This window comes from Cytobacillus horneckiae (assembly GCF_002835735.1).
Lineage (GTDB): Bacteria > Bacillota > Bacilli > Bacillales > Cytobacillaceae > Cytobacillus > Cytobacillus horneckiae.
Genome location: NZ_PISD01000013.1, coordinates 145,521 through 164,836, shown reverse-complemented (window position 1 = coordinate 164,836; position 19,316 = coordinate 145,521). Strand labels below are relative to the sequence as shown.

Below are 19,316 nucleotides of genomic sequence, written 5' to 3'. Positions count from 1 at the left end.
TATTTAATAGAATCCAAAGTTATTTTGCTGCCGAAAGCATTTTTTGTGCGCGCTTATCCTGCAGCCAGCAGTCGACATGATGTTCCTTTGTCAAATGGGTTTTAAATGGATAGGCCTTATCACAAACTTCCATGGCAAAATCACATCTAGCTGTAAAAGGACAGCCAACTGGTGGTGAAAATAAATCCGGAGGTGAACCCATAATTGGCACGAGGTCTTCACCTTCTAAATCTAGTCTTGGTACGGATTGCAAAAGTCCTTTGGTGTAAGGATGTTGCGGCTTATAGAAAATTTCTCTCCTATTTCCAGCTTCTACTATTTTTCCTGCGTACATGACTGCAATGCGATCAGCTACTTGGGCAACCACGCCTAAATCATGCGTAATTAATATAATTGATACATTTGTTTTCCTCTGTATTTCTTTAAATAAATCTAGAATTTGCGCTTGAATGGTTACATCTAAAGCTGTTGTCGGCTCATCGGCAATTAGTATTTCTGGCTCACAAACAAGCGCCATTGCAATCACGATCCGCTGCCTCATCCCACCGCTAAATTCATGGGGATAATTTTTAAAGCGCATTTCCGGATCGGGTATGCCTACTAGATTGAGCATTTCTAGCGCTCTTTTTTTCGCCTTCTCTTTTGGAGAGCCATCATGCTGGATGATTCCTTCAACAAGCTGCTTACCAATTGTTAATGTGGGATTTAGAGCTGTCATCGGGTCTTGAAAAATCATGGAAATATCAGCTCCGCGAATCTTCCTCATTTCTTTCTCGCTGATCTTCGCCAAATCTTTTCCTTTATATAGAACAGAACCTGAAGCAATCCTGCCTGGCGGAGATGGAATCAGCCTCATAATACTTTGTGAGGTAACGCTTTTTCCACATCCGGATTCTCCGACAATCGCTAAAGTCTCGCCTTTATGTAAATCGAAGGAAACGCCTCTGACAGCCTTTACTTCCCCACCATAGGTTGAAAATGTCACATGAAGATCTTTTACTTCAAGTACCTTTTCCATCTTCGTTACCTCCTTAACTTCGGATCAAGCGCATCCTGCAGACCATCACCTAAAACGTTAAATGAAAACATTGTTAAACTGATTAATAAGGCTGGGAAGAACAGCCGCCACCAATGGCCAGTCAAAATGGCAGATAACGCATCATTAGCCATCGATCCCCAGCTTGCCAAAGGTGGTTGAATGCCTAAGCCCAAAAAGCTTAAAAATGCCTCGGCAAAGATGGCGGATGGAACAGTTAGCGTCATCTGGACAATAATTGGTCCCATCGTATTCGGCAGTAAATTTTTTCTAATAATCCGCCCTGTTTTTGTCCCAAAGGTTTTTGATGCCATCACAAATTCGTAGTTTTTAACCTGCAAGACCTGCCCCCGAACAATTCTGGCCATGCCGACCCAGCCGGTAATAGTGAGCGCAAAGATGATGGTGAATAGTCCCGGCCCCATCACAACGCTTATTAATATGACGACCAATAAGTATGGCAGCCCATAAAGTATCTCAACAATCCTCATCATGAAATTATCAGTTTTGCCGCCTTTATATCCTGCAATCCCGCCGTATGCTACACCAATGGCAAAATCAATTAATGCTGCTGCTAGGCCGACGAACAGTGATACTTGAGCTCCTTGCCATACTCTCGTAAAGACGTCTCTACCGAGTTCGTCCGTTCCGAACCAATAGTCGGATGATGGAGCTAAATTTTGATTTGCTAATTGCTGCTGTGAGCCGCTATGCGGAGAAATCGCCGGACCTAAAAAGGCCATAATCGTTAAAAGAATAAGGAATATCAAACCCGTCATTGCTAGTTTGTTTTTAACCAATCTGTTCCAAGCGTCCTGCCAATAGGAGAGGCTCGGTCGAACAACTGCCTCAGCTTGCTCTTGGTTTTTATTTTTAGGGGCAAACCAATCATCTGGAATTTCAGGTGAAATATTACGGTTATCTCGTTTATGCAGTTCCAATTAGCTCCCCTCCTTTTTATGAAGCTTAATACGCGGATCAAGTATCCCATAGGCAATATCAACTAAGAAAAGCATAATGATCAATATTGCACTGTAAAAGACCGTTGTACCCATAATGACTGGATAATCTCGTGTATTGATACTTTCAACAAAGTATTTTCCCATACCAGGAATAGCAAAGATTTTTTCGATAACAAATGTGCCTGTTAAAATGCTCGCTGCAAGCGTACCCAGCACCGTCACTACCGGCAATAACGCATTCCTTAACGCATGGCGGAACACAATTTTCACTGGTGATAAGCCCTTCGCTCTCGCTGTTCTAATATAATCCTGAGTAAGAACCTCCATCATGCTGGAACGAGTTAAGCGGGCAATAATTGCCATTGGGCCTGTTGCAAGGGCTAATGTCGGCAAGACCATATGCATCGGACTTGACCATGTGGCAACCGGAAAAATCGGCACATTAACTGCTAGTTGCTGAATAAGCATCGTTGCCAGAACAAAGTTAGGTATCGATATGCCAAGGACAGCAATGGTCATGGCGAGGTAATCAATAAAACCGTTATGCCGCAGGGCTGCAATCACACCTAATGTAATGCCGGATATTATCGCCACCACTAGCGTCACAATACCCAGCTCAAACGAAACGGGAAAGCCGCGGCTCAGCATGTCATTGACAGATTGTGAAGGCTTCTTAATCGATGGACCGAAATCTAATGTAACAACCGATTTCATATAAGAAAAATATTGAACATAGAGCGGTTTATCTAAATTGTAAAATGATTCAAGATTTCTTTGGACAGCCTCGCTAGTTGCACGTTCTTCATTAAAAGGCGACCCCGGAATGGAGTGCATGAGAAAAAACGTTAATGTAACAATGAACCATAAGGTGATGACCATCGCTATAAGGCGTTTCATAATATATCGAAGCATTTATATCAGCACTCCTTAACAATATGCCGTTCTAGAAGCTAATTCTGTCATCACAAGCATCGCTCGATAAGCTTCAAGAATGTCCTTTGCTTGATAACGGACAATTGTAGAATCTTTCTCAATTTCCACTCCAGGCATTAAAGCGGCCCATTCGGCCTGGCCGTAATTGGCAAATTCAATTCTTAATACCGGATGATCAGGAGGAACAAGCGGCTTTACTTTCTCTTTATTTTCTAAAGCTAATGCGGTTTTTTCTTTTAATAGCTGTCCAGCTTTGGAAGGTGTTAATGATTTAACTGCAGAACGCGTAATCGTCTCCTTTACAATGGCAGTTGTCACGTTAGGAATTAGCTCTTCTGCTTCTTTTGCTGCTTGATCATCTCCGGCAACCATCAGAATGGGCACATCGTGATAACCTGCAACATAAGCATTAAAACCAAGCTCTCCAATCGCGACATCATTTATGTACATGTGACGAACAGAAAAGAACATTGAATGAGACATCACACCCTTCATGGATGCTCGCGCATGATAGCCGATAAACATCGCACCTGCATAGGTGGAATCAAGTCCTTGCACCATGGAGAACGGTTTAACATCGCCGGTAATTAGGGATGTATCCGGGTGAAGGTATTCAATCATTAAATTGTTCATCTTAGAATGACTGTCATTTACAAGTACCTCCTGACAGCCTTGATTGAAAGCTTCAGTGATGACATAATTCGCTTCATCCGTCATAATCCGCCGACCGCGTTCATAGTTGTTTTTGGAAGAATCGACCTGTGTATAATCTGCCAATCCAGTGATTCCTTCCATATCTACAGATACATATAGCTTCATTTTCAGCCCTCCAAATTATTTTATAATAATTTTTATTATTATAAATTATCAATCTATTAAAAGCAAAAGGTATTTTGAAATATTATTAATCTCAAAATAAAAAATCCAGCTGCCAGAGTTAAAGAAACGTACCTCTAGCAGCTGGATTTTCTCTGCGATGAACAGAAAAAGCAGCTTATTTATTCATTATTTGAGTATATTTAATATAAGCATTCTTATAAGCCACCATGATGGCTTTTTGTGAAGAGCCGTAATACCGGGTTTCTATTTCCTTAAGCAGTCCTTCTACATCAAGCATACTTTTCCCCGCAAAGATAGATTGGATAAACGCTGATGTTAAATTAATCGTCGAAGAACATTCTGCTTCTAGGATTTTTCCAGTTTCTCTTTCTACGACAAATGCAATAAAAAAGCCATTGTACTGCTGCATGATTGCATTATTAGAAGAGGTTTTACTCTCTCCGATAATATAGAGGGTATTTGGCGGAAACATTCTACTTCCTCCTAGCCAGTATGGATATTACATGAGGTGCTTATGTGAAAAACATAAACATTCAATGCAATGCATAAACCCTTACATAAGATTGTAATACATTTGTACCATCGTTGACAATTAATTTTCGCTTTATTTCTAAATATTTTTTAAATTTAAATAGCTTTATGTTAGATTATATAACATATCCTATTGCCTTGTCCAGAAGAGATTCCGCGGTCAGAATCGGTTCGCCTCCGCCTTGGGCAAAGCTTTCATTTCCTCCGCCTTTACCATCTATCATTGGCAAAAGCTTTGCAGAAATTTCTTTCATACTAAAGTCTGGCTCGGAACCTTTGGCACATACGAATTGCAACTTTTCTCCTCCATCATTTATAAGGAAAATAATAGATTCCGGAGAATGGGCCGCTATTTGCCGAGCAAGGTTCTGCAAATCCTGGATTGGTCTTCCGTGAAAAACTTTGCCAACAACCTTTTGATTGCCTGCCATTTTTGCCTCTTTTAAAAGCTCTATTCCTTCGTATTTAATTAATGTTAATTTCGCTTCTTCCAGCTCTTTTTCAACTGCTTTTCCATGCTCCAAAACCCGATTTGCTACCATTGCAAGCTCGTTTTCGGGCGCACTTAACAATTGGCTTAGTGCCTTAACTGTCTTATTTTTCTGATGAAGGTTTTGCAGCACTCTGTTCCCGCAAACAAAGGAAACCCGTGTTTTCTTCTTTTGACGCTCCCAATCCAAAATTTTCACTGCGCTCACTTGTCCTGTAGAGACAGGATGCGTTCCACCGCAGCCGTTATAATCAAAGTCTGGAATAATAACAAGACGAATATTTTCTTGAACCGCCGGCTGCTTCCGCAAAGGATATTGAACTAATTCTGCAGCATCGACCCACTTGGTCTCGACTGGACGATTTTCGAAAATGATGCTATTGCTGAGCGCTTCTGCAGAATGAACTTGCTCTTCAGTTAGCTCTTTCGTGTCTAAGTCTATTGTGACAATATCCTTTCCAAGGTGAAAGCCAACTGTCATGTAGCCAAAGTTTTCAGCAAATGCAGCTGATAAGATATGCTGACCCGTATGCTGCTGCATATGATCAAGCCTTCTTTCCCAATCAATGCTGCAAACTGCTTCAGCTTGTGAAATAGGATGTTCAATATAATGGCGTATCTCTCCATCCATTTCTTCTACATCTATTACTTTGATGTCATTTATCGTGCCGATATCATGCGGCTGACCTCCTCCAGTCGGATAAAAAGCTGTCTGATTCAGCACTGCATATAATCTGCCCTGTTCGTCTTCTGCCTGTTTCTCTATTACTGCATGGAAGCTTTTTATATAAGGGTTTTCATAGTATAATTTTTTCACTGCTATCCCTCCGATGTGACACTCACTGCTTTATCATAATAGCGTTTCCTCTCTTGCTCTGGGACCATATTTCCGCCGGTTGCCCACACGATATGTGTTGATTGATTCATATTTAATCGCAGGTTGTGGTGAACAAGGTAGTCTGAAGAAAATAATTTACCGGGACCAGCAAATCCCGCTAACGCTGAAGGCTCTAAGAAAATCCCTTCTTCATCAGCAAGCAATTTTAGTAATGCAAATAAATGGTTATCTTGAATCGTATAAACTCCGCTAATCGCATGTTCAAGCGCTTTTCCCACGAAGCCAGAAGGACGTCCAACAGCTAGCCCGTCCGCTTCAGTACGAAGTTCAATCCCAAAATCCTGCACAGACACTCCCTCATGCAAACCGGTCATTAAGCCAATAAGCATTGATGGAGCATGTGTCGGTTCGGCAAAGAAACAATGCACATTTTCACCAAAGAGCTGCTTTAATCCAAAGGTGACGCCGCCAGGACCACCGCCTACACCACAAGGCAAATACACAAATAACGGGTGTTTTTCGTCAACAGTCACATCGAGTTTTTTCAGCTGCTCTTGCAGTCTTAACGCAGCAACTGCATAGCCGAGGAATAAGTTTTCAGAGCTTTCATCATCAACAAAATACATATTTTCGTCCTTACTTGCCTGCTCTCTGCCTTTTGCCACCGCTTCACTAAAATCAGAGGTATGTTCAACAACATGGACGCCCTTTTCGCGTAAAAGATCTTTCTTCCATTGTTTAGCATCTGCTGACATATGGACATACACTTTAAACCCTAATTGCGCACTCATAATCCCTATGCTTAAGCCAAGGTTTCCTGTAGATCCGACAGCTATGGAAAACTGGGAAAAGAATGATTGTAGCTGTGTCAGTTTACTGTAGTCATCATCAATTGATAATTTATTATACTGCAATGCTAAATCCTCTGCATGTTTCAAAACCTCATAGATTCCTCCACGCGCCTTAATCGATCCTGAGATTGGCAAGTGACTATCACATTTAAGCAGCAGTCTTCCTGGAAGATGATTTATGCTCTCTTTCATCTTCGGCAATTCAATTAATTTAGATTCAATGATGCCCTTTGCTTCTTTTGTTTCCGGAAAAACCTTTTCTATGTATGGTGCAAATCGCTGCAGACGAAGGGCAGCATCCTCAATGTCTTCTATGGAAAGACTTGTATTCATGGCAGAGCTGTATTGCTCATTTATCCACATCACTTCCTTAAGTTGGGTGATTTCAGTTAATAATGGATGATTCCGTATTAATTGATCAATTAACTCTTTATTCATAAAATAACCACTCCTTTACTTTTACAATGCATGAAATGAAGAATTTTCACAAGTTTTTATTCGCTGAAAGGACGGGTAAGCTTTTGGATTTGATTCTAACGGTTAGTTTCTTTTGCTGTTTGATACCACTTTTTCTGCAAACTCTCTTAAAACTAGTACCATTGTTTGCATTCCACTGTTCAAACAAAAAAAGACCCTCAAAGTAAGGGTCCATTCATTTCAAGCCTTTGGCCTTTAATTTTTCATGGTATTCTGACCAGTCTACTAATCGTGGCAGGTTCATTGCACGATTATAGGATTGATCTTTAACAAAGCATGAAACTGATTCATCCGTTAATGTATTGAGCACTTCCGGCTTATCATCAAAATAGTAATCTAAAGATAGCTTCTGAATAATGTTTATTTTTTCATGATCTTTCATGCCGCAGTAGAAGTTGCCGTCCTTGACTGGGAAGCCTTGCTTTATCATCCATTCCTTCGTTTTCCGACAATACGCTTTGTTTCTTGCAGTAATATAGAAAATTTCATGTCCTTGCTGTTCTAATTCTTTTAAAAAATCCAGTGCACCAGAAAATATTGCACAATCCGTGAAATAGATTTCTTCAAGAGAATCGTTCCACATTTCCTTGCCCTCTATATCCGACAGTCCGTATAATGTATGAATTTCTAATGTATTTAATTTATGAAATTCATTTAAATCAATCGTTTGATTTAATTTTCTGTTATAAATATGAAAGGCATGTTCGCGCAAATTAATTAATGTATCATCTATATCGAATCCAAATCTCATTATTACATCCCTTTACTTACTTTTTTAACCTTCATCCCCCAATGATGGTTAGTTGAACCAATCGGGCTTTTACGGGCAGTTAATCCGCCACTTATCTTTAATGCTTCTATCACAAGCCTTGAAGTGGGGGGATCTTACTGCCCGTTAATCTGCGATAAATCGGATAACCAGTGAATTTAAAGTCTTTGCCGATAGAGGTGACAGATACATCGGTTAATTCAACAGCATCACTCATTTCCGCGATGCCATTTCCCTCCATGAAGGTAGGCGCTTCCCTTCCGCCTACTAGCTTGGGCGCCATATAAATCTCGACTTTATCAATCAGTCCATGCTCTAAAAAGGCAGCATTAACATTTCCTCCTCCCTCTATTAGCATGGATGATATTTGGTGTTCGCCTAATATTTTCACTACTTCACTCACATTTGCCTGCTTGCTATCGGTGTGAAAAACCTTGATTCCTTTTGATTCTAAAATGGCTTTTTTCTTTTGATCATATGCATTTCCCGTAAAAATCCATGTATCTGCCTTTTCATCCTTCACCACTTTGACATCTAAAGGAATTCTTAATGAAGAGTCTAAAATGACGCGAAGCGGATTTCGCCCATTTGGTATCCTTGCTGTTAATTCAGGATCATCATGAATGACGGTATTGACGCCTACTAATATAGCCTTGTTCTCACTGCGCAGCTTATGTACATCTTCCCTTGCTTCGGAAGATGTGATCCATTTGCTGCTGGAAGTATGCGTAGCAATCTTGCCGTCTAGTGTAATACCCGATTTCAAAGTAATAAATGGCTTTTCCTCCACAATATATTTATTAAACACTTCGTTCATTTTGCGGGACTCTTCCTCACAAACGCCTGTCACCACTTCGATTCCAGCTTCTTGTAAAATTTTCACGCCGTTTCCGCTAACAATGGGATTCGGGTCTAAAGCCGCAATAACCACTTTCTTTAGTCCCGCTTTCACGATAGCTTCCGCGCAAGGGCCAGTTCGGCCATGATGGGAGCATGGTTCAAGCGTGACATAAATGGTTCCTTCTGCTGCTTGTTGCCCTGCCATTCTTAATGCATGGATTTCCGCATGAGGCTCACCTGCTTTTAAGTGTGCTCCTACCCCTACAATGCGATTATGGTTCACAATCACCGCACCTACTAATGGATTCGGGTCGGTTTGCCCCTTCATTGCCTTTGCATTTTGAATGGCTAAGTTCATATAAAATTGATCATTTGTCATTTGAATTCAATCCTTCCGCCTGCAAATGACCTGATTTCAACACTTTTGTTTGCAAATAGCGCTCATTATAAGACGAAATATCTCCCCATAACGGTGTTCTACCGATTAAATTAGCGCCTTCTTTTGTTAATGCATCTAATTTCTTCGGATTATTGGTAATAAGTGTGACCGGCTTGTTTCTTAATTCTTTTAGGACAAGAATGGCGTCATCGTAGTTTCTCATATCATCCGCAAATCCTAATTCTTCATTTGCTTCTACCGTATCATAGCCATTTTCCTGCAGGACATAAGCCATCGCTTTACTAAATAAACCGATTCCGCGCCCTTCATGATTCGCTAAATAAAAAATCGCACCTGAACCGTTGGCTTCAATCATTTTCATCGACTGTCTCAGTTGATAACCGCAGTCACATCTTTTGCTGCCAAAAATATCGCCGGTATGACAAATGGAATGGAAGCGAATTAATGCCTCTTCACCTTGTTCAAAATCACCATATACAAGCACGCTCGATTGCTGTGCATCTGCTAGGTTAGCCGAAGATAAATGATCGATGATTTGCTTCGTATCATTCATTACCTCTTCGCTGTTCAGCCAGCAGTACCATTTAAAATTAACAGTCCTTCCCTCTAAGTTAACTGGAAGCTGAATCGGGCCAACTAAGTAGATGGCTCCTTCTTCCTTATCTATTCTCTTAATTTTATTTTCCAATAAAGACAGCGCTTTTGATTCTATCTGTATTTGATTCATAAGTTATGTTCCTCCTAATACAATTACGCAGATGCAAAATGCTGATGAAAAGATGCCTCTTGCATAATCTGCTGCGCTTGTAGTCTTTCTACCTCTGTTCTCCTCAATTGCTCAAATGCCTTTAAGCTTCTTTCGCTAAAATCATTTAAGCTCATTGCTTCTATAATAACCTCATATAGAATACTTGCATCCAACAGTGCACTGTTAAGGCCATATGCACCGGTCGGACTCATCGTATGCGCCGCATCACCCATCATTACGAGTCCATCTTGAACCCATGATTGGCATTTACAGCTGTGTACATTTAATAATATAAAATCTTGCCATGATTGGATATGATTTTGCACTAATTCTTTTAAATCTGGGAATGCTTCTATCACTTTTTGGATAAACGGATAGAATGATTGCTTTTTAAGCTGTGGAAAAATACCTTTTTCAATATTCCAGCCTATTTGTATGTTTCCGCCTGCCTGCGAAAAGAGTGCCAACTGTTTTCCATCGATTAATGCCTGCCTAATAACTGGTGTCCACAGGCTAGGCGCAGGGATTTTCGCCCATAATAAATCATAGCCATGAGCTATTTGCTGAAATGGAATGCCTGCCAGTTTCCGGATGGTTGAAAAGCGCCCATCCGAGCCAACGACAATCGAGCTTAAAATTTGTATTTTCTCTTTTCCATTTTCCGCAACGATGCCTTTTACCATTCCATTCTCTTTTATTAATGAGACTGCCTTAGTCCCTGTTAATAAGCGATAGTTTTGGAATGAAGTAGATTCTGTCAAAATTGCCGTCAAGAGGTTTTTCTGTGGGACATGTATACCTACATGCCTTTCATTCTCTGATGGCATAATCGATTTAATTACTTCCCCATTCTTCCAATATTCTATTCGTTCCATCGGGAGAAGGCCTGTCTTTTCAACCATATCATATAAAGAATAGCTTTTTAATACTTCTTCACCTGCAACATTTAAATGCTCTCCGCGGAACTCCTTATCCATTTTCTCATGCCGTTCAATAACAATAACCGATAGATTGCTTTTTGCCAGCAAATAGCCTAAAAGAGCGCCTCCCGGACCCGCTCCAACGATGCATACATCGCATTTCAAATCCATGATGACCACCTTCTCTATTCAACAATTAACTTGATTTTACTTCCGGATGGATCCAGCACTGCGAGCGCTCCATCCTCAGAAATAATAGAACTGCCAATACGCTCTAATTGATTTATTGTACGCTGTAAAAATTCCTCGCTAGGAAGAACCAAAGTAAACGAACTCATGCCAACGCTATTATCTGATGGCGGAGATGCATTCGTGCCATTCCAAATATTTAGGCCGATATGATGATGATATTTACCAGTGGATATAAAAAGCGCTTGTTTACCGTAACTTGTGACCACCTCAAACCCAAGGCCTTCACAGTAGAATTTCTTCGCTTTTTCTATACTATTTACATGCAAATGAATATGCCCCATTATCGTCCCTTGTGGTAAACCTGCCCATGGCTTTCCATCCCATTCTTCCATAATGCTTTGAACATCCAAGGCATTTGTTCCCATTACAATTTCATTTCCTCGCCATTCCCATGCAGATGATGGTCGGTCACTATAAATCTCAATACCATTGCCATCTGGATCAGAAAGATATAAAGCTTCACTCACATCATGATCTGAAGCTCCCTGCAGAGGATAGCCTGTTTTAATAAAATGACGAATCATACTTGCTAAGTCTGCCCTTGATGGAAGGAGAATTGCATAATGATACAAACCAGTTCGGCGCGGTTCCTTCCTTTGTATATCTTGAGGCTGTTCAATCGTAACTAACGGCTGAATGCCATCAGCGGAAAGAACGGCCCTTTGGTCTGTTTTGTCTATTACTTTTAACCCAATTATCCGTTGATAAAAGTCAAGGGAGCGCTGTAAATCCTCTACCTTTAACTCAATTTGATTAGCGTAAATATTAGGTTTTTGATGATACTTCATTGTATTGCCCCCTTGATTTCATAATTTATCACTTAGTTACTTTATGTAAGTAATTATATTTTCGTTAACTACTTGTGTCAAGTACAATTATGATGTATTGTAAAAGTACAATGGAATTCTAATAATAGAGGTGACTGATTTGAATCAAGCTCTCATTTGTCCTCGATTCGAAAAAGCCATGAGTTTAATGAGCCAGCGCTGGACTGGTCTTGTCATTTATCAACTGCTAACCGGCCCAAAACGTTTCTGCACTTTAGAATCTTCTATCGGCATAAGCGGTCGTGTCCTATCTGAACGCCTTAAAGACCTCGAACACCAGGGAATAGTTAAACGAGCGGTTTACCCTGAAACACCTGTTAGAATTGAATATTCATTAACGGAAAAAGGGGAAGCTTTAGAGCCTGTCATGAGGGAAATTGAAAAGTGGTCGCAAACATGGCTGCCGAATGAGATGAAGTAATCTTAAGCTATATAGTTCTAATAGCAAGGAAGCATGTTCAAGTTTATTTTGAACATGCTTCTTTTATTTATTCTTTATTTTTTCTTAATAATAACGGAACAGCCACGGCCATTGCCCCACCTAAGAAATAAAGCCATTTATTCGCTTTTTGAGGTGCAATGCCTATAGTAGGATGCCGGATACCATATTTATCAGCGGCATTGTTTGTACTGGAACCAAAACCTTTCACTAGCGCAACCATCACATTTAGTCCGTCGACAACTTCCTTGTCCTTCATGGCAGAAATGAGATTTAAATAGGATGCTCTTTCATTTCTTTTATCGTATTCTGCTATGTTTGAAACCGCATTGTTTAGCTTTTGAATCATCGGCTCAAGTTCATCCACATTTACTTTGCCAAGTGCTTCAAATAAAAGCAGCATATTTTTCAATGACCTTGTAATTTCAGGATGGTCCATGGAGAGTACAACACGCTCTAAGATTTTATCACTTTGGCCTATCATGCTTTCAGCCATATGGAAAACTTCCTTGTGCTGAAAACGCTGAAGCAGCTTCAGTAAATCAGTAATACCTTCTCTATTATCCAATAAAACATCTTCAATAGCGCGTAAATCTTCCTTCCTCTGCTTTTCCGGATCAATTTCCATTTTACGAATGACCGTTGTTGCTTTAGCCATGCTTCTTCGCTCTCCTTTCTTTTACAAGATCACCAGGGAAGACATAATCCTTTCTTGCCCATTTTTCTTCTACTTTTACACCTATTTGCGGCTGCGGGCTCCCATAGCGATGATTATTTCGCGGCAATGGACTTTCCCCTTTAGATTCAAGCACTTCCATTTTTGCTGAAATTTCTTTATATGCCGGCGTGTCCGTATCTTTATCAGAATGAGAGCTAGTTAAATAGTTTATTGCTCCCTCTCCGCTCGTATTCATCGGCAAGTACACTTGCTTTCCGAATACTCGATCAGTTACAACACAGCTTACTTTTACACTTCCATATGGGGAAGTTAGCTTTACTTTCGTTCCATCTTCTATTCCGCGGTCATCAGCAAGCTCTTGTGAGACTTCTAAAAAGACACTTGGCGTTTTCCCTGAAATGGCTTTCGACTTATAGGTTAAATTCCCTTCATGGAAATGCTCAAGTAAACGGCCATTATTCACATGGATATCATATTCCTCTTCAAACTCGAGCGGCTTTGTCCATTCGACCGGATGCAGCTTAGCCTTACCATCAGGCAACGGAAATTCTTCAGTGAATAGCAGTGGCGAATCTGTACCATCTTCAGCTACCGGCCATTGCAGGCTGTTATAGCCTTCAAGGCGCTCGTAGTTTACACCGGCAAATATCGGTGTGAGCGAAGCAGCTTCATCCATGATTTCACTTGGGTGTGTGTATGACCAGTCTGCTCCAAGTGTGTTGGCGATTTCCATAATAATTTTCCAATCTGGAAGGGACTCGCCCATCGGTTCAAACACTTGATATAGCCTTTGGAATCGACGCTCTGTGTTTGTAAATGTCCCTTCTTTTTCAAAGCTTGGACTCGCAGGTAAAACTACATCTGCGTATTGGCAAGTTTTTGAAAAGAAGACATCCTGCACGACAAAGAAGTCTAATTTTTCGAATGCGGATTGCACATAATTAATATTCGCATCAACAATTCCCATATCCTCGCCTTTTAAGTAAAGCGCATTAAGATAACCGTCATGAATCGCTTCTACCATCTCGTGATTATTTAATCCAGGCTTAGCCGGCAAGCTTGTACCCCAGCTGGCTTCAAAGCGTTTGCGCACATCATCATCTGTAACAAATTGATAGCCCGGAAAGCGGTCCGGCATGCTGCCAAAATCACTTGCCCCTTGCACATTATTATGGCCGCGGAGCGGATAAGCGCCAGCTGCAGGCTTCATATAATTACCGGTAACAAGCAAAAGATTTGAAATGGCTGTGCTTGTATCACTGCCTCCACCATGCTGTGTAACTCCCATTGCCCACAGGATGCAGGTTGTCTGAGCCTCATGAATGCTTTCAGCGATCCATTTAAGTTCCTCTTTAGAGAGATGTGTAACCTCTTCTGCATACTCAAGTGTGTACGGTTCTAGACTTTCGATAAATTCATCAACATTGTTCACATGCTTTTGTAAAAATTCATCATCATGCCAGCCTTTATCAAGGATATGTTTCGTTACTGCAGATAGCCAGACAAGATCGCTTCCCGGGGCAGGCTTCACAAAAAGATCTGCGCGGTCAGCCAGTTCATGCTTGCGAATATCTGCCACAATCACCTTCTGCCCATTCAGCTTTTGCGCTCTTTTTACTCTCGTTGCTAATACTGGATGCGATTCAACCGTATTAGACCCAATAGAAATGACCAATTCAGATTTAGCAATATCGCCAATGCCGCCGGAATCTCCGCCATATCCAACTGTACGCCACAGCCCCATTGTAGCCGGCGATTGACAGTATCTTGAGCAGTTATCTACATTGTTTGTTCCGATGACAGCTCTTGCCAGCTTTTGCATTAAGTAAGACTCTTCATTCGTACATTTAGAGGATGAAATAAAAGCAAGAGAATCCGAACCTTTCTCTTTCTTAATTTTATTAAATTTATTTTCTATTAAATCTAAAGCTTCCTCCCATTCGGCTTCGCGAAATTCATTCCCTTCTCTAATTAGCGGTCTTGTAATTCGCTCTTCACTATTGACAAAATCCCAGCCGAATTTTCCTTTAACACAAGTTGAAATACCGTTTGCAGGCGCTTCTGCCTGAGGTTCCACCTTTAAAACCTGTCTGCCCTTCGTCCATACATCAAACGCACAGCCAACACCGCAATACGTGCAGACGGTTTTCGTTTTCTTTATCCTTTCTTCTCGCATCGTCGCTTCTACGTCAGAAATGGTCATTAATGACTCGTAGCCAGTCTCAACACTTTTTGTAATATTAATCATCGGTCTCATCGCTTCTTCTCGAAATCCAGTTAAAAAGCCAGCTTCGCCTTCCATACCAACCTCCATCATTGCATTGCATGGACAAACGGTCGAGCAATGTCCGCAGTTCACACAGGAAGATTCATCAATCGGCGAGTTTTTATCCCAAATCACACGCGGTCTTTTCAAATCCCAATCAATAGATAATGTCTCAGTGACCTGTACATCCTGACAAGCTTCAACACAGCGGCCGCATAGGATGCATTGATCAGGATCATATCTGTAAAAGTCATTTCTTTGTACAGGCGATTCTTTCGATGTATGCGGAGTTTCCTGATGAGAGATTTTCATCTCTTTGACTGCGTTATGTATCTCGCAATTGCCATTGTTGTAATCGCAAACTGTGCAATAAAGTTCATGATTCCCAAGCACACGATCCATCGCGATGATTTGTGCTTCGTGGACATCATCACTTTTCGTTTCAACGATATCTCCAGGCTTAATTTCAGTTGAGCAGGACCTTACATATTCTCCATTTACTTTTACAATGCATGTATCACAAGTTTCTATCGGCCCAAGACTTGGATGATAACAGAGGCTCGGCACCTCAACTTCCATTTTGTTTAAAAAGGTTAATAGCGTTTCACTACCCTCTGCGTTTTCTTTATTTCCGTTCAAAGTTACTTCAAATTGATTTACCAATGATACGCACCCCCCATATTACAGTTATATATATTTTTACCCACTTCCCGTCATTTTCCCCTTATAAACGTTATATTTTCTAAAACTATTCGTTTATAAAGAGGCTGAATGGGTACACATGGAAACAAGACAGGAGGGATATGCTTTACATGTATAAGGAAACCTTACAAACTTTGAACAATCAGGCAAAAAGCAAGTTTGGATTGTTACAATCCTCTATGCTTCGCTATTTTCTCGGCGCCATATTAGCTGGCGCATACGTCGGCATTGGATCAATTGTATTATTTTCTGTTGGAGACCCTTTATATCGTGCGAATTCACCTTTCCTTTCCATCGTTACAGGAGCCACCTTCGGCATCGCCCTTGCCATTGTTCTTTGGGCTGGATCAGAGCTGTTTACTGGCAATAATCTAATTTTTACTGTCAGTGCTCTTTCAAAAGTCACCTCATGGAAGCAGACTTTTTATGTTTGGGGATGGAGTTATCTTGGTAATCTTGTTGGTGCTCTCTTACTTTCACTTCTCGTTCTACTTTCCGGGATTTTTGGCGAGGCCGGCATTGATCACTATATGATGGAACTAGCGGACGGCAAAATGAATGCAAGCTTATCAGAGCTGTTTTTTAGAGGAATCCTCTGTAACTGGATTGTTTGTCTTGCGATATGGACCTCTTTGCGTGCAGAAGGAGATATTGCTAAGCTTGCGCTCGTTTTCTCATTAATCCTTGCTTTTATTACGGCGAGCTTTGAACATAGCGTGGCTAATATGTCCATATTAGGTATGGCACTCATGCATGGCGGTTCAGAAACAGTGACAATAAGTGGCTTCTTCTATAATCTTATTCCAGTCACACTAGGAAATATTATCGGTGGCGCATTATTTGTTGCAGGTGTATATTTCTTAATCAGCCGGACTAACAACCCTGAGTAATTTTCCTTGTAGCCAAGCTGCAAGGATTTTTTATCTTCGCAATATTTCTCTTCCTAATTAATATTTTTTAAATAAAATTCCTAAATTGGTAAAAGTTATAACAGAGACAGATCAAAGGAGCTGGCAGCATGTACAAAAAACAAGAGAAGAAATTAATGCTTCTCGCATTTGCAGTGGCCTTTATTCTCGGTTTATCACTGCTTGGAAGAATGTTTAGTTAAACTTTACCCACACAGAAAAGAGGGTTTTAGAATGGGGAATGAAGAAGCTGTATTCTTTAGTCGTGTTTTAACAGAACTTACACTGTCCTTCCATATTATTTATGCAACGATTGGTGTAGGAATCCCGCTTATGATTATGATTGCTCAATGGGTAGGGATTAAGAAGAATGATGAACATTACATATTGCTTGCCAGGCGCTGGTCACGCGGATTTGTTATTACTGTTGCTGTCGGTGTCGTGACAGGGACTGCTATCGGCCTTCAGCTTTCCCTGCTATGGCCAAATTTCATGGAATTAGTCGGGCACATCATTGCCTTGCCATTATTTCTGGAAGTATTCGCATTTTTCTTCGAGGCGATATTTTTAGGCATTTATTTATACACATGGGACAGGTTTGAAGACCAGAGAAAGCATTTGCTGCTATTAATACCTGTTGCGCTCGGCGCTTCCTTCTCCGCAGTGTTTATTACGATTGTCAATTCATTTATGAATACTCCGCAAGGCTTTGAAATTGTGGACGGACAGATCGTAAATATTTCGCCATTGCTTGCGATGGTTAATCCTGCCATGCCGACCAAAGTGGCACATGTGCTCGTAACGGCTTATATGACCGCAGCATTTATCCTTGCTGCCATTGGCGCATATCGTCTATTAAAGGGATCGAATCATATTTACCATAAAAAAGCAGTTTTTTTAACGATAAAACTGGGGCTTATTTTTTCCATCTCCACTGCGCTAATTGGCGATTTTGCCGGAAAATTCCTTGCTGAATACCAGCCTGAAAAACTCGCAGCAGCAGAATGGCATTTTGAAACAGAAGAAGGCGCTCCCCTAATTCTGTATGGAGTCTTAGATGGACAAGAAGTGAAATATGCCATTCGCATTCCTTATGCTTTGAGCATACTGGCATACAGCAATCCGTTTGCGGAAGTGACCGGCTTGGATCAATTTGCTGAAGAGGATATTCCTCCTCTCTCTATTCATTATTTATTCGATACGATGGTCACAATTGGCGTAGCAATGATTGCACTGTCTTTCATTTACTTAATAGGAATGTGGAGAAAGTGGCCATTTATTCATTCGAAGTGGTATCGCTGGCTCATTGTCATTGGAGGACCATTATCTATGATTGGAATTGAAGTTGGCTGGTGGTTCACTGAAGTCGGCAGACAGCCTTGGATTTTGCGGGGAATTATGCGTACACATGAGGCTGCAACAACGAGCGGACAGGTGGACAAGATGCTCATCCTCTTTGCCTCATTATATTTATTATTAGGCGCTGGCAGTATTTATGTCTTATCAAGAATGTTCAAGAAAAATACCGTCGAGCAGGAGCTAGCAGATAGAAAGCTTGAGAAAGCAGGTGATTCATTTGACACTTGAGGTCATCGGGATATTTGTTTTATGGCTTTTTCTTTATGGCTATGTCATTGTTGCTTCAATCGACTTCGGCGCAGGCTTCTTCAATGCCTACAGCTTATTCCGTGACAAGCAGCATATTTTAAATAAAGTCATTCAGCGCTATTTATCACCTGTCTGGGAAGTGACCAATGTTTTTCTAGTATTTTTCTTTGTCGGTATTGTCGGATTCTTCCCTAAATCTGCCTATTACTACGGAACGACATTGCTCGTGCCTGTCAGCATTGCAATTGTATTGCTCGCTATACGCGGTTCTTATTATGCGTTTACAACTTATGGAGGCTTGATGCCTAAACGTTATACTTACCTGTACGGGCTATCAGGGCTATTTATACCCGCCTCCCTATCCATTGTTTTCACCATCTCAGAAGGCGGGTTTATATCAATGGGCGAAAAGGGGCCAGTTCTGGACTATTGGACATTATTCACAAGCCCGCTTACATGGAGCATTGTCGTACTCAGCTTAACAGCGGTGCTTTTCATATCCGCTGTCTTTCTCACATGGTATGCTCATTATGCGAAAGATGAAGCAGCAACAAACTTGCTGAGAAGCTATGCGCTAATCTGGTCCATTCCTTCACTAATAACAGCGATAGGAATAATAGTGGAATTGCGTTTCCACAACTATGAACATTTCACAAGATTAATGGATTTATGGTGGATGTTTGCCCTCTCTGTCCTGTTCTTTGCAGGGACCGTATTTCTCTTATGGAAAAAAAGAGCTTATGGATTGGCCTTTACACTACTATGCGGCCAATATTATCTCGCTTTTTTCGCCTATGGCATTTCCCATTATCCATACTTGCTCTACCCATATTTAACGATTTACGACAGCTTTACGAATGAAGCGATGGCGATCTCGCTAATTATCGTTTTTGTTGCCGGTCTCGGATTATTGATTCCTTCTCTGTACCTGCTGTTACGGCTTTTTCTGTTTAATAAAGAATATGTACAAGGAAAACGGGATAATCATGTGTGAGGAGTG

The 19,316-nt window shown here is 40.9% G+C and carries 18 protein-coding genes; 4 read left to right on the top strand and 14 right to left on the bottom strand.

The features are described from left to right. Window positions 1–19: 19 nt before the first annotated feature. The 12 genes from CWS20_RS07510 to CWS20_RS07455 all read right to left on the bottom strand — a co-directional run bounded on the left by CWS20_RS07510 (window position 20) and on the right by CWS20_RS07455 (window position 11,675). Entirely contained in the window at window positions 20–1,018 is a 999-nt protein-coding gene (locus tag CWS20_RS07510) for an ABC transporter ATP-binding protein (protein WP_066192841.1), read from the bottom strand. A 5-nt stretch (window positions 1,019–1,023) separates the two neighbouring features. After that, entirely contained in the window at window positions 1,024–1,977 is a 954-nt protein-coding gene (locus tag CWS20_RS07505) for an ABC transporter permease (protein WP_066192839.1), read from the bottom strand. After that, window positions 1,978–2,910, bottom strand: a complete 933-nt coding sequence (locus CWS20_RS07500) for an ABC transporter permease (RefSeq protein WP_066192837.1) — start codon at window positions 2,908–2,910, stop codon at window positions 1,978–1,980. 15 nt (window positions 2,911–2,925) lie between these two features. Then, complete coding sequence (dppA, locus tag CWS20_RS07495; RefSeq protein ID WP_066192835.1) at window positions 2,926–3,750, bottom strand: D-aminopeptidase DppA; 825 nt, start codon at window positions 3,748–3,750, stop codon at window positions 2,926–2,928. 175 nt (window positions 3,751–3,925) lie between these two features. Then, a complete protein-coding gene (locus tag CWS20_RS07490) occupies window positions 3,926–4,243 on the bottom strand; it encodes a DUF3870 domain-containing protein (RefSeq protein ID WP_066192833.1) in 318 nt (105 codons plus the stop codon). 175 nt (window positions 4,244–4,418) lie between these two features. Further along, window positions 4,419–5,609, bottom strand: a complete 1,191-nt coding sequence (locus CWS20_RS07485) for an alanyl-tRNA editing protein (protein WP_066192831.1) — start codon at window positions 5,607–5,609, stop codon at window positions 4,419–4,421. Window positions 5,610–5,611: 2 nt separating this feature from the next. Then, the gene (gene dsdA / locus CWS20_RS07480) at window positions 5,612–6,919 is read right to left on the bottom strand and encodes a D-serine ammonia-lyase (protein WP_066192829.1); all 1,308 of its coding nucleotides are present in this window, start codon (window positions 6,917–6,919) and stop codon (window positions 5,612–5,614) included. A gap of 214 nt (window positions 6,920–7,133) precedes the next feature. Further along, window positions 7,134–7,709 carry a 5' nucleotidase, NT5C type gene (locus CWS20_RS07475; protein WP_066192827.1) on the bottom strand — a complete coding sequence of 192 codons (576 nt, stop codon included), beginning with the start codon at window positions 7,707–7,709 and terminating at the stop codon, window positions 7,134–7,136. A gap of 109 nt (window positions 7,710–7,818) precedes the next feature. Continuing rightward, the gene (ribD, locus tag CWS20_RS07470) at window positions 7,819–8,946 is read right to left on the bottom strand and encodes a bifunctional diaminohydroxyphosphoribosylaminopyrimidine deaminase/5-amino-6-(5-phosphoribosylamino)uracil reductase RibD (RefSeq protein ID WP_066192824.1); all 1,128 of its coding nucleotides are present in this window, start codon (window positions 8,944–8,946) and stop codon (window positions 7,819–7,821) included. Beyond that, window positions 8,936–9,694 carry a GTP cyclohydrolase II gene (locus tag CWS20_RS07465; protein WP_066192822.1) on the bottom strand — a complete coding sequence of 253 codons (759 nt, stop codon included), beginning with the start codon at window positions 9,692–9,694 and terminating at the stop codon, window positions 8,936–8,938. Before CWS20_RS07465 ends, ribD begins: the two co-directional genes overlap by 11 nt. A 23-nt stretch (window positions 9,695–9,717) precedes the next feature. Beyond that, window positions 9,718–10,806: an FAD-dependent monooxygenase gene (locus CWS20_RS07460; protein ID WP_066192819.1), complete on the bottom strand. Its 1,089-nt coding sequence runs from the start codon at window positions 10,804–10,806 to the stop codon at window positions 9,718–9,720. A 14-nt stretch (window positions 10,807–10,820) separates the two neighbouring features. Then, window positions 10,821–11,675, bottom strand: a complete 855-nt coding sequence (locus tag CWS20_RS07455) for a VOC family protein (RefSeq protein ID WP_066192818.1) — start codon at window positions 11,673–11,675, stop codon at window positions 10,821–10,823. A gap of 139 nt (window positions 11,676–11,814) precedes the next feature. Between CWS20_RS07455 and CWS20_RS07450 the strand changes: the two genes are divergently transcribed. Next, window positions 11,815–12,135, top strand: a complete 321-nt coding sequence (locus tag CWS20_RS07450) for a winged helix-turn-helix transcriptional regulator (protein ID WP_066192816.1) — start codon at window positions 11,815–11,817, stop codon at window positions 12,133–12,135. Window positions 12,136–12,202: 67 nt separating this feature from the next. Here CWS20_RS07450 and CWS20_RS07445 read toward each other — a convergent pair whose 3' ends face one another. Then, the gene (locus CWS20_RS07445; RefSeq protein ID WP_066192814.1) at window positions 12,203–12,811 is read right to left on the bottom strand and encodes a helical membrane plugin domain-containing protein; all 609 of its coding nucleotides are present in this window, start codon (window positions 12,809–12,811) and stop codon (window positions 12,203–12,205) included. After that, window positions 12,804–15,761 carry a formate dehydrogenase subunit alpha gene (gene fdhF, locus CWS20_RS07440; protein WP_066192812.1) on the bottom strand — a complete coding sequence of 986 codons (2,958 nt, stop codon included), beginning with the start codon at window positions 15,759–15,761 and terminating at the stop codon, window positions 12,804–12,806. Before fdhF ends, CWS20_RS07445 begins: the two co-directional genes overlap by 8 nt. 149 nt (window positions 15,762–15,910) lie before the next feature. Here fdhF and CWS20_RS07435 point away from each other — a divergent pair, with 149 nt between their 5' ends. The 3 genes from CWS20_RS07435 to CWS20_RS07425 all read left to right on the top strand — a co-directional run bounded on the left by CWS20_RS07435 (window position 15,911) and on the right by CWS20_RS07425 (window position 19,310). Beyond that, entirely contained in the window at window positions 15,911–16,690 is a 780-nt protein-coding gene (locus CWS20_RS07435) for a formate/nitrite transporter family protein (protein ID WP_066192810.1), read from the top strand. Window positions 16,691–16,942: 252 nt separating this feature from the next. Continuing rightward, a complete protein-coding gene (locus tag CWS20_RS07430) occupies window positions 16,943–18,295 on the top strand; it encodes a cytochrome ubiquinol oxidase subunit I (RefSeq protein ID WP_066192808.1) in 1,353 nt (450 codons plus the stop codon). Continuing rightward, window positions 18,285–19,310 (top strand): cytochrome d ubiquinol oxidase subunit II, encoded by a 1,026-nt coding sequence (locus CWS20_RS07425; RefSeq protein WP_066192806.1) that lies wholly within the window; start codon window positions 18,285–18,287, stop codon window positions 19,308–19,310. The genes CWS20_RS07430 and CWS20_RS07425 overlap by 11 nt, the downstream gene beginning before the upstream one ends. Window positions 19,311–19,316 lie beyond the last annotated feature (6 nt).

Excerpts from the sequence above, each read along its gene's own strand:
- CWS20_RS07510 (WP_066192841.1), bottom strand. The coding sequence starts at position 1,018 with ATGGAAAAGGTACTTGAAGTAAAAGATCTTCATGTGACATTTTCAACC.
- CWS20_RS07500 (WP_066192837.1), bottom strand. The coding sequence starts at position 2,910 with ATGCTTCGATATATTATGAAACGCCTTATAGCGATGGTCATCACCTTA.
- dppA (WP_066192835.1), bottom strand. The coding sequence starts at position 3,750 with ATGAAGCTATATGTATCTGTAGATATGGAAGGAATCACTGGATTGGCA.
- CWS20_RS07490 (WP_066192833.1), bottom strand. The coding sequence starts at position 4,243 with ATGTTTCCGCCAAATACCCTCTATATTATCGGAGAGAGTAAAACCTCT.
- dsdA (WP_066192829.1), bottom strand. The coding sequence starts at position 6,919 with ATGAATAAAGAGTTAATTGATCAATTAATACGGAATCATCCATTATTA.
- CWS20_RS07475 (WP_066192827.1), bottom strand. The coding sequence starts at position 7,709 with ATGAGATTTGGATTCGATATAGATGATACATTAATTAATTTGCGCGAA.
- ribD (WP_066192824.1), bottom strand. The coding sequence starts at position 8,946 with ATGACAAATGATCAATTTTATATGAACTTAGCCATTCAAAATGCAAAG.
- CWS20_RS07465 (WP_066192822.1), bottom strand. The coding sequence starts at position 9,694 with ATGAATCAAATACAGATAGAATCAAAAGCGCTGTCTTTATTGGAAAAT.
- CWS20_RS07460 (WP_066192819.1), bottom strand. The coding sequence starts at position 10,806 with ATGGATTTGAAATGCGATGTATGCATCGTTGGAGCGGGTCCGGGAGGC.
- CWS20_RS07455 (WP_066192818.1), bottom strand. The coding sequence starts at position 11,675 with ATGAAGTATCATCAAAAACCTAATATTTACGCTAATCAAATTGAGTTA.
- CWS20_RS07445 (WP_066192814.1), bottom strand. The coding sequence starts at position 12,811 with ATGGCTAAAGCAACAACGGTCATTCGTAAAATGGAAATTGATCCGGAA.
- CWS20_RS07435 (WP_066192810.1), top strand. The coding sequence starts at position 15,911 with ATGTATAAGGAAACCTTACAAACTTTGAACAATCAGGCAAAAAGCAAG.
- CWS20_RS07430 (WP_066192808.1), top strand. The coding sequence starts at position 16,943 with ATGGGGAATGAAGAAGCTGTATTCTTTAGTCGTGTTTTAACAGAACTT.